Origin of the sequence: Kosakonia sp. N21, assembly GCF_050587465.1 — a bacterium.
Classification (GTDB): Bacteria; Pseudomonadota; Gammaproteobacteria; order Enterobacterales; family Enterobacteriaceae.
The window spans coordinates 142,293-148,988 of the sequence record NZ_JBOBHR010000011.1 but is presented as its reverse complement, the minus strand read 5'-3'; the positions used below and the strand labels follow the sequence as shown (position 1 = coordinate 148,988).

At 55.9% G+C, this 6,696-nt stretch carries 6 protein-coding genes; 5 read left to right on the top strand and 1 reads right to left on the bottom strand.

Translation table 11 applies throughout. The annotated features are described in order from the left end of the window. Nucleotides 1-287: 287 nt before the first annotated feature. Nucleotides 288-2,309, top strand: coding sequence for an oxidoreductase (locus ACQ3G7_RS21970; RefSeq protein ID WP_430892120.1), 2,022 nt, complete (start codon nt 288-290; stop codon nt 2,307-2,309). Between the two features lie 54 nt (nt 2,310-2,363). On the opposite strand, the gene rlmG is transcribed toward ACQ3G7_RS21970, so the two are convergent. Then, complete coding sequence (gene rlmG / locus ACQ3G7_RS21965) at nt 2,364-3,494, bottom strand: 23S rRNA (guanine(1835)-N(2))-methyltransferase RlmG (protein WP_430892118.1); 1,131 nt, start codon at nt 3,492-3,494, stop codon at nt 2,364-2,366. 70 nt (nt 3,495-3,564) lie between these two features. Between rlmG and ACQ3G7_RS21960 the strand changes: the two genes are divergently transcribed. From ACQ3G7_RS21960 to ACQ3G7_RS21945, 4 genes are all read left to right on the top strand, one after another. Next, nucleotides 3,565-4,056, top strand: a complete 492-nt coding sequence (locus ACQ3G7_RS21960) for a M48 metallopeptidase family protein (RefSeq protein WP_263099215.1) — start codon at nt 3,565-3,567, stop codon at nt 4,054-4,056. Nucleotides 4,057-4,116: 60 nt separating this feature from the next. Then, nucleotides 4,117-4,596, top strand: coding sequence for an Lrp/AsnC family transcriptional regulator (locus ACQ3G7_RS21955; protein WP_430892116.1), 480 nt, complete (start codon nt 4,117-4,119; stop codon nt 4,594-4,596). 250 nt (nt 4,597-4,846) lie between these two features. Beyond that, the gene (locus ACQ3G7_RS21950) at nt 4,847-5,461 is read left to right on the top strand and encodes a YitT family protein (protein ID WP_430892114.1); all 615 of its coding nucleotides are present in this window, start codon (nt 4,847-4,849) and stop codon (nt 5,459-5,461) included. Between the two features lie 150 nt (nt 5,462-5,611). Further along, nucleotides 5,612-6,610 carry a Gfo/Idh/MocA family protein gene (locus ACQ3G7_RS21945; protein WP_430892112.1) on the top strand — a complete coding sequence of 333 codons (999 nt, stop codon included), beginning with the start codon at nt 5,612-5,614 and terminating at the stop codon, nt 6,608-6,610. Nucleotides 6,611-6,696: the final 86 nt, after the last annotated feature.

Below are 6,696 nucleotides of genomic sequence, written 5' to 3'. Positions count from 1 at the left end.
CCCAAAGGGGAGAGGGAGAAAATCATTCTCACCTGTCTCCAGGTGGGAAAAGAACATCCCCCTCTCCCCGGCCCGCTCCTCACAGGGGAGAGGGAGAAAACCGCCATCACCTCTCTTCAGGTGGGAAAAGAACATCCCCTCTCCCCTTTGGGGAGAGGGTTAGGGTGAGGGGCAACGATTTTTGAATCCCATCACAATCATTCGCTCCCGCTTTTCCCTTTTTGTCCGGGACGGCTACAGTAGAACTCATCCGACCACATAACAATTATTTTACATTGGAAGAGAGCATGAGCCACTACCCGTCGTTGTTCGCCCCGCTGGATTTGGGCTTTACCACGCTAAAAAACCGTGTACTGATGGGCTCGATGCACACCGGGCTGGAAGAGCGCCCTGACGGCGCAGAGCGGCTGGCGGCCTTTTACGCCGAGCGCGCACGGCACGGCGTAGCGCTGATTGTCACTGGCGGCGTCGCCCCTGCGCTTTCGGGCGTCACCATGGAAGGCGGTGCGGTATTGTGCGACAACAGCCAGCTCCCCCATCACCGGCAAATCACCGATGCGGTCCATCAGGAAGGCGGCAAAATCGCACTCCAGATCCTGCATACCGGGCGCTATAGCTATCAGCCACATCTGGTCGCGCCGTCTGCGCTACAGGCACCGATCAACCGTTTCACGCCGCATGCCCTCACGCACGATGAGATCCTCACGCTGATTGCTGACTTTGCCCGTTGTGCGCAACTGGCGCAGCAGGCCGGATATGACGGCGTGGAAGTGATGGGTTCCGAAGGCTATTTGATCAATGAATTCCTCGCTGCGCGGACTAACCAGCGTGAGGATGCGTGGGGCGGCGATGCCACCCGGCGCATGCGGTTTGCCCTGGAAGTGGTGCGCGCTGTACGCGAAGCCGTGGGCCGCGAGTTTATTATTATTTACCGTTTATCAATGCTGGATTTGGTGGAAGGCGGTGCGACGCTGGACGAGACCATCACGCTGGCAAAAGCAGTGGAAGCCGCAGGAGCGACCCTTATTAATACTGGTATCGGGTGGCATGAAGCGCGCATTCCGACGATAGCCACGCCGGTACCACGCGGCGCGTTTAGCTGGGTGACGCGTAAATTAAAAGGCCAGGTGGGCGTGCCGCTGATCACCACTAACCGCATTAACGATCCGCAAGTTGCGGAAGCGATCCTGGCTCACGGCGATGCCGATATGGTCTCGATGGCGCGCCCGTTTCTCGCCGATGCGGCGTTCGTGTCAAAAGCGCAGGAGGGCCGCGCAGATGAAATCAACACCTGCATCGGCTGCAACCAGGCCTGCCTCGATCAAATCTTCGTTGGCAACGTCACTTCCTGCCTCGTTAACCCCCGCGCCTGCCATGAAACCCGGATGCCCGTCATCCCGGCGCTGCACAAGAAAAACCTCGCCGTGGTCGGCGCAGGCCCGGCGGGGTTAGCGTTCGCGATAAATGCCGCCGCCCGTGGCCACAGCGTAACGCTGTTCGATGCGCAGGCGGAGATCGGCGGCCAGTTCAACATCGCCAAACAGATCCCCGGCAAAGAGGAGTTCTATGAAACGCTGCGCTACTACCGCCGAATGATTGCGCTGACCGGCGTTGAGTTATGCCTGAATCAGCGCGTTTCTCCGGCCATGTTAACGTTGTTTGATGAAGTGGTTCTCGCTTGCGGCATTGAACCACGCATTCCGCCCATCCCCGGTATTGATCACCCCAAAGTACTGAGTTATCTCGACGTCCTGCGCGACAAAGTCCCGGTGGGTGAAAGCGTGGCTATTATCGGCTGCGGGGGCATCGGTTTTGATACAGCGATGTATTTGAGCCAGCCAGGCGAACCCACCAGCCAGAATATCGCCGAGTTTTGCGTGGAATGGGGTATTGATACCAGCCTGCAAAATGTGGGAGGGCTGCGCCCGGAAGGGCCACAACTACCAAAGAGCCCGCGCCGTATCGTGATGCTGCAACGTAAAGCCAGCAAACCCGGTGAAGGTCTGGGCAAAACCACTGGCTGGATCCACCGCGCAACCTTGCTGTCGCGCGGGGTGAAAATGATCCCCGGCGTAAGCTATCAGAAGATCGATGATGCCGGTCTGCACCTGTTGATCAACGGTGAACCGCAACTGATTGCGGTGGATCAGGTGATTGTCTGCGCCGGGCAGGAACCGCGTCGTGAGCTGGCGGATCCGCTACGTGAAGCGGGTAAAACGGTGCATTTAATTGGCGGGTGCGATGTGGCGCTGGAGCTGGATGCGCGCCGGGCAATTGCGCAAGGGACAAAACTGGCGTTGGAAATCTAGGTCAGCCGACTGCCGGAAGGCGCTGATGCCTGTCCGGCAGGACGGTTCACGGCATTAGCGTTTTTTACGCACTTTCACCGCTTTCAGGATGACAAACTTGTTGTTGGTCGCCAGCGTTTCGCAGTTGCCGAACACCTTCTTCAGCTTACGGAAATAGTCCAGATGCCGGTTACCGACAATACGCAGTTCGCCCCCGTATTTCAGGCAACGACGCGCATCATTAAACATCTGCCAGGCAATATGATCGGTGATGGCGCTTTGCTGATGAAACGGTGGATTGCACAGCACTGCGTCAAAACGATCCGGCTCCACGCCAGACAAGGCGTTGTTGATCATGTAATCACAACGCGAGATATCCGCCGGTAAGTTGGACTCCACATTGAGCCGGGAAGAGGCGACCGCCATCGCCGACTCATCCACAAACAGCACGCGGCTGTCCGGGTTTTGCGCCAGCAGTTGCAGACCAATCACGCCATTGCCGCAACCGAGATCGACCATCTCCCCTTCCACACCTTCCGGTAAGTGTTGCAGGAAAAAGCGAGCGCCAATATCAAGACCGCTGCGCGAAAAGACGTTGGCGTGGTTATGGATGGTCCAGTCGGTGCCGTCCAGTTTCCAGCTCGCCAACGGGGACGCATCCGCCAGTTCCGGCGCGGTGAACGTACAGTTGATCAAGCGCGCCTTTTTCCACGCCAGCGTGGTGCTGGTTGGCCCAAGGATCGTTTCAAACAGCGCCAGCGTGGAGTTATGCACATCGCGCGATTTCGCCCCGGCGATAATGCGCGTCTGCGGTGTCACCACCTGACGCAGCGCGCGCAACTGCTGTTCCAGCAATGCCAGGTGTTTCGGTACTTTGATCAACACCAGCGCCGGGTTAGCGGGCAGTGGGCTAAGGCTGTCTTGCTGCGTGACGGTGTGTTCATCAAGCGCGTTGATGCGCAGGTTATGCTGTGTGGCCAGCTCAGCAATGTACGAATCGTTTACGCTGACCGGGTGATGTTGCGACAGCGCGCACGCCAGCGCACCGAAGTTATCGTTGAAGATGAGCACCGGGCCAGTGACCTCATTCACCTGCTGCAGCAGATATTCGTCCGCCGCGTCCCATGCCTGTAATGACGCATCTTCCACGCCGACCGGGAATCTGTCTAAAGTGAACAACTGTCCGTTTAACTCAACCTGGCTCATCACCCCTCCGCAATGCTAAAATTCGCGCGTTTTATCGCTTAAATACGTCGGGAAGTAAACACATTTCGCCATGAACACGCTCACTTACCTTCAGGGCTATCCTGAAAACCTGCTGGCGCAGGTAACCGCATTGATTGAACAGAACCGCTTAGGCGAGGTGCTGCAAAAACGCTATCCCGGCAGCCACGGTATTACCACCGACAAAGCGCTGTATCAGTACACGCTGGAGATGAAAAACCAGTATCTGCGTAACGCCGCACCGGTCAATAAAGTGATGTACGACAGCAAAATCCATGTGCTCAATAACGCCCTCGGTCTGCATACTGCGGTATCACGCGTGCAGGGCGGTAAGCTGAAAGCCAAAGCGGAAATTCGTGTGGCGACGGTGTTTCGCGACGCGCCGGAAGCCTTTCTGCGGATGATTGTGGTGCATGAGCTGGCGCACCTGAAAGAGAAAGATCACAACAAAGCGTTTTATCAGTTGTGCTGTCATATGGAACCGCAATATCACCAGCTCGAGTTCGATACCCGCCTGTGGCTGACGCATCTTGCGTTGAAATAACCCGCCGGGCAAAAAACTGGTAGTCTGGGGATCACCCTTTTTCGCCCGCTAGTGATGCCCATGTACAACATTGATGATTTCGACCTGAAGATCCTGACGCTGTTGCAGTCAAATGGCCGCCTGACAAATCAGGAGTTGAGTGAACTGATTGGTTTGTCGGCATCGCAGTGTTCCAGGCGACGTATTGCGCTGGAGCAGGCGCAGCTTATTCTGGGTTATCACGCCAGGCTGGCGCCGGATGCGGTGGGTCAGGAGATGCTGGGGCTGATTGAAGTGCGTCTGTTGAACCATACGCCGGAGTGCGTGGCAAGCTTTCACCAGATGGTCAGCGGCGTCGATGCCATTCTTGATGCCTACAAAACCACGGGCGACAACGACTATTTGCTGAAGGTAGCGGTGTCGGATCTGCCGGGGCTTAACCATGTGATCAGCGGCATTCTGGCGCAGAATAAGAGCGTGGCGCACCTGAAAACCTCCGTCGTGCTTCATCGACTGAAAGAGAACGGGCTGTCGATGCCAGGAAGCAATGCACTGCCCTGATTTGGGGCGCGACGCCCCAAAACTGTGCAAAGACACGACCATTTCACGCATGGTAGATCGATAAAACGCATAAAACACACCTAAAACACCCACAAAACGCACACATCATGCATTCCGTTCTTTTTTGACATTTCAAACTGTTAGCGTCTGCGGCGTCTGTTTTTCCGCCATTTAACGCGATCCGGGGGCGGCCTGGTGCACTTATTGCAGGTGATACTTATCTTTATCACTTAATAAATAGTGCACCCTTATGGATAACGTCCTCACCCCGACTAAACTCACGCACACCTGGCTGGAAGATGCGCTGGCGTTGTTATTTGGCACGCTGATGATCTCATTTGGCGTGGTGCTATTTCGCCAGTCAGGCGCGCTGACCGGCGGCACGGCGGGGCTGGCCTTTCTGATCCACTACACCACGCACATTTCGTTTGGCGTCGCCTTCTTTGTGATTAACCTGCCCTTTTACTGGTTATCCGTACGCCGTATGGGGGCGCAGTTTACGCTGAAGACCTTTTGCGCCGTGGCGATGGTGTCGCTCTTTTCCGATTTGCATGGCCGTTTTATTCATATCGACCAGTTAAACCCGTTCTACGCCACACTGTTTGCCAACATCATGATGGGGGTGGGTTTTGTGGTGCTGTTCCGCCATAAAGCCAGCCTGGGCGGCATGAACATTCTGGCGCTCTATCTGCAAGAGAAAAGCGGCATCCGAGCGGGTAAATTCCAGATGGTGGTGGATGCCTGCATCGTCACGGCATCGCTGTTTGTGGTGAGCCTCCCGATGCTGGTGGTGTCTGTTGTTGGCGCTACGCTGCTGAATTTGATTATCGCCATGAATCACCGGCCAGGTCGTTACGCGGGCTAAGAGCGTGTAATCCCTGCGCTCGCGTTAATCACCCGCAGGCGCGCTCTTCTCCTTAAGGCCATTTGTGCTTCTGCGTGGCAGTGCACTGGTTTTGTCATGCTGTCGTGGTAGAGTGACAAAAGACCCCCATTACGGAGAATCAGCGCCTGTATGATACGTTTCGCTGTCATAGGCACCAACTGGATCACCCGCCAGTTTGTCGATGCCGCCCATGAAACGGGCAAATATAAACTCACCGCCGTTTTTTCCCGCAGCCTTGAGCAGGCGCAAGCGTTCGCCAGCGATTATCCTGTCGAACACCTGTTTACCTCTCTCGACGAGATGGCGCAAAGCGATGCGATTGACGCGGTGTATATTGCCAGCCCTAACTCCCTGCACTTCCCGCAAACCCGTCTTTTCCTCAGCCACAAAAAACATGTGATCTGTGAAAAACCGCTGGCCTCAAACCTGCAGGAAGTGGAAGCCGCTATTGCCTGCGCGCGGGAGAATCAGGTGGTGCTGTTCGAAGCGTTTAAAACCGCCAGCCTGCCCAATTTCATCCTGCTGAAACAGTCGCTGGCGAAGGCCGGTAAAGTGCGTAAAGCCTTTATCAACTACTGCCAGTACTCTTCCCGCTACCAGCGTTACCTGGACGGTGAAAACCCGAATACCTTTAATCCGGCATTCTCTAACGGCTCGATTATGGATATTGGTTTCTACTGTCTGGCATCCGCCGTGGCGCTGTGGGGCGAGCCGCATGCCGTGCATGCCACGGCCAGTAAGCTTGAGAGCGGCGTTGATGCGCACGGTGTGGTGGTGATGGATTACGGCGATTTCAGCGTAACATTACAGCACTCCAAAGTGAGTGATTCCGTGCTACCCAGCGAAATCCAGGGCGAAGCCGGTTCACTGGTGGTCGAGAAGATCTCCGAATGCCAGAAAGTGTCATTTGTGCCGCGCGGTGGTAAAGCACAGGATCTGACGCTGCCACAGCACATCAACACCATGCTGTATGAGGCGGACGTTTTTGCCCAACTGGTGGAAGATAACCAGGTCAACCATCCGGGGCTGGATGTCAGCCGCATCACCGCAAAACTGCAAACGGAGATCCGCCGCCAGACCGGCGTGGTTTTCCCGGCGGATGATGTCAGCCAGCAACTCCCCGCGTAAAGGTTCGTAAGCAGGGCGTGTGTATTATTGACGGAGTGAATACTCTGACATATTTTGTTACCTGCAAAGGGGAGTAACTTCATTGC

Coding starts and splice junctions, on each gene's coding strand:
- ACQ3G7_RS21970 (WP_430892120.1), top strand. CDS start 288: ATGAGCCACTACCCGTCGTTGTTCGCCCCGCTGGATTTGGGCTTTACC.
- rlmG (WP_430892118.1), bottom strand. CDS start 3,494: ATGAGCCAGGTTGAGTTAAACGGACAGTTGTTCACTTTAGACAGATTC.
- ACQ3G7_RS21960 (WP_263099215.1), top strand. CDS start 3,565: ATGAACACGCTCACTTACCTTCAGGGCTATCCTGAAAACCTGCTGGCG.
- ACQ3G7_RS21955 (WP_430892116.1), top strand. CDS start 4,117: ATGTACAACATTGATGATTTCGACCTGAAGATCCTGACGCTGTTGCAG.
- ACQ3G7_RS21950 (WP_430892114.1), top strand. CDS start 4,847: ATGGATAACGTCCTCACCCCGACTAAACTCACGCACACCTGGCTGGAA.
- ACQ3G7_RS21945 (WP_430892112.1), top strand. CDS start 5,612: ATGATACGTTTCGCTGTCATAGGCACCAACTGGATCACCCGCCAGTTT.